2 protein-coding genes are annotated in these 2,909 nt (G+C 63.2%); both read left to right on the top strand.

Annotated features, from left to right (window positions below; all coding sequences use genetic code 11):
- The first annotated feature begins 314 nt into the window (after window positions 1-314).
- Window positions 315-2,027 carry a ParB/RepB/Spo0J family partition protein gene (locus tag FJV41_RS48655; protein ID WP_141649437.1) on the top strand — a complete coding sequence of 571 codons (1,713 nt, stop codon included), beginning with the start codon at window positions 315-317 and terminating at the stop codon, window positions 2,025-2,027.
- 103 nt (window positions 2,028-2,130) lie between these two features.
- Window positions 2,131-2,433 (top strand): hypothetical protein, encoded by a 303-nt coding sequence (locus tag FJV41_RS48650; protein ID WP_141649436.1) that lies wholly within the window; start codon window positions 2,131-2,133, stop codon window positions 2,431-2,433.
- Window positions 2,434-2,909 lie beyond the last annotated feature (476 nt).

Raw genomic sequence — 2,909 nt, 5'->3', positions numbered from 1 at the left:
ACCCCACCCCGCTCCCCGAGTGGGAGGGCCGGCCGCCCAACAACGGCGTCCGCAGCGGCCTGACGGCATGGACTTCGCTGTGTCGAGGAGTCCTTCCCGGCGAGATGCACCCGGATGCCTGAGCAAGTCGCTCATCTGATGGAGACGCTCCGGCCCAAGGGCAGTAGGGGGAAGAATCTGCCCGGAATTTGTTCAATCCGTATTTGACAAGTGCCAGAGAAATGCCCTATTGTTCGACGTGTCGCTGCCGCGTTGAGGCTGGCGACCGCTGGGGCGCGTCCCAGTGAGCGGCCGGGACGAGACCCGGCAGAGGGATGGCGATGAGTGAGCAGGGGCAGACGACGATGCGGGTCGTGATGATGCCGCTCGGCAATCTGGTCGAAGGTGACAACTACAGGAAGTCCATCGAAGAAGGACCACTCGCGGAGCTTGCCGCGAGCATCAAAGCCCGGGGCGTCGAGGTACCGATTCTGGTGCGCCCGGCGGATGGGCGCCCGTTTGAGGACGGGAGCCCGATTGAAGACCGGGCGTTCAAGGTGACTGCCGGCTTCCGGCGCTTCAGGGCGTCGCACTGGGCTGGCCTCACTCATGTCCCGGTCATCATCCGGGAGATGAGTGACGACCTCGCCCAGGAGGCCAATCTCGTAGAGAACCTTTTCAGAGTGGACCCTCATCCGCTGGATGAGTCGGACGCGTTCGCTGCTTTCCTCGGGAGGGGCCACACGGCTGACACCATTGCGGGTGTGACCGGGAAGGACAGACGACACGTCGTCAGGCGACTCCAGTTGCAGAAGCTGGGGAAGCCTGCACGGAAGGCGTTCAAGGACGGGAAGATCCTGTCGGACGTGGCGACGATGATTGCAACCATCACCGACCTCGACGCTCAGAATGAGGCGACCGAAGCCCTCACGCGGCTGGCCGACCCCGAAGGGGTCAATGCAGCGAGGCACTTCATTGACCGCAATTTCCGATTGCGCCTCAAAGACGCCCCGTTTGCAACCAATCGCGATGACTTGGGGCCGGGCCTCCCGGCATGCAACGCGTGTCCCCGGCGAACGGGAGCTACGCCGGACCTCTTCGGGGAGGCATCGGACAAGGACCTGTGCACAGATCGGAAGTGCTTCACCCAGAAGGCGGAAGCGGGGTGGACAGAGAAGTGCGAGGAGGCTCTCGCGAAAGGCTTGGAGGTGCTGGACGAGAGCGAGTCGAAAAAGCTCTTCCAAGACGGCAACTACCTTGCCTACGGCTGCGGTTACGTGGACCTGGGGGCGCAGTGCTACCGGGACGCGCAAAAACGGACCTGGGGAGCCGTCCTCGGCAAGGTGCGGCCCAACGTGATTCTTGCCCGCGACAGTTTCGGCCGCGCGCACCAGCTCTGCCGCGAAGAAGATGTCAGGGCGGCGCTGGTGTACCTCCATGGCGACGCAGAGAAACCACCGGCGCAGACCGAAGGAGAGGAGCCCAAGGCGAAGAGAAGGGAGGAGCGGACGAGGGCGCTGCGGAGCAGGGAAATCATCAACCGAGGGCTCGCGGCAGTGGCGGACGCCGGCGAGAAGGTGAATCCCAGTGGCGGAGTGGAAATCTGGCGGCACCTCGCGGGAGAGGCCGTCGAGTTGGCGAGCTACTTGAATTGGGCTTGCGTCGGGAAGGTTCGAGGCATCGAAGGCAAGCCCTACGAGGTGAAGCACCAACTGCTCGCGCGACTCGAAGCGATGACGGGGGCCCAGGCGTTCGGCCTCCTCTGCCAGATACTCTCCAGCCGCTGGGCAAGCGCTCCCTCACTGGAGAAGCTGCCTCCTTCCCTCGACGGGACTGCCAAAGTCCTCAACGTTGACTTGGAGGCGCTGGCGAAGAGCGTGGATGCGGAGTCGACCGAGAAGGCTCGCCTCAAGGCGGAAGGAGCCGAGTGCCCGCGATGCAGCAAGCGGTCAAAGCGGTTCGTGCTGCTCCCAAACAAGGAGCGCATCTGCCACGTATGCAGCCGCACCCAGATGGATGAGCAGGCTCCAATTCAGAAGGCCGCCTGAGAGTGAGCCATGGTAGTGCCCGAGGGACGGGAGCTTCTGCGCTGCTGTCCCTCGGGTGAACTCCTTCGGGCCCGAGGAATTTGTGACAATTCTCCGCAAGACCATGCTGGCAATCGCCGGCGTTGACCACGTCTTCGAGGGTTTTACGACTGACGAAACGTGGAATGGCTGGGAGGCTCCGTACTTCGACCGAGATGAAGGTCTCAAAATTGCCAGCGTGATGACGGTGCTGGCATACGACTCAGCTCAGGACGCGTTCATCCTCGACTTGAGGAAGCTAGAGCCCCAAGAAGACGACTATCGCCCCGACATTTTTCCCGGGCAAAACACCGAAGAAGGTTGGCTCTACCCAGTCGGTAGTTGGTGCTGGTGTTGGATTGACGTTGACGACCAATCCGCCGCGTGAGTGCAAATACATGAACTACGCTCAACTGGTTACTGTCTTCGAGCGCTTCTGCGCGGCCATTCAAGTACCGGCCGCCTCTGGCAAAGATGCGGTGGGGCTGCACTTGGTGCAGATAGGACGGGAGTACGGCATCTACCTGCAGCGGGCGGACGGGACCACTCTCAATCTTTTCGTTGGGGGGTTTCGGCCAGGAGAGCTTGCGTGCCGCATGCGCTTTACGATGGCAGCGCTCTTCATCAGTCCTCTTCCCGGTGAAACGGTTCGTGCTCGCAAAGCGCGTGAAGCCTTGGGAGAAGCGGTGGCAGAACCTGGAGGTGCGCCAAGCTCCCCTCAAGGGTAGGCCCAGCGTCGTCCAGGCGGCTGTCGAGGGTGTGAGGATGAAGCCGGCGGGCGACGTCCACGGCCCCGCTCGACCCGCGCCAGGCGCGGGTGCCCGGCGGGCCCGGGCGTCGTCCACGCCGGGAAGGCGTCGGGGG

It is taken from the genome of Myxococcus llanfairpwllgwyngyllgogerychwyrndrobwllllantysiliogogogochensis, from assembly GCF_006636215.1.
GTDB classification, from domain to species: domain Bacteria; phylum Myxococcota; class Myxococcia; order Myxococcales; family Myxococcaceae; genus Myxococcus; species Myxococcus llanfairpwllgwyngyllgogerychwyrndrobwllllantysiliogogogochensis.
Note: the sequence above shows the minus strand (reverse complement) of the source record. Positions and strands in the feature narration are given on the sequence as shown.

Coding starts and splice junctions, on each gene's coding strand:
- FJV41_RS48655 (WP_141649437.1), top strand. CDS start 315: ATGGCGATGAGTGAGCAGGGGCAGACGACGATGCGGGTCGTGATGATG.
- FJV41_RS48650 (WP_141649436.1), top strand. CDS start 2,131: ATGCTGGCAATCGCCGGCGTTGACCACGTCTTCGAGGGTTTTACGACT.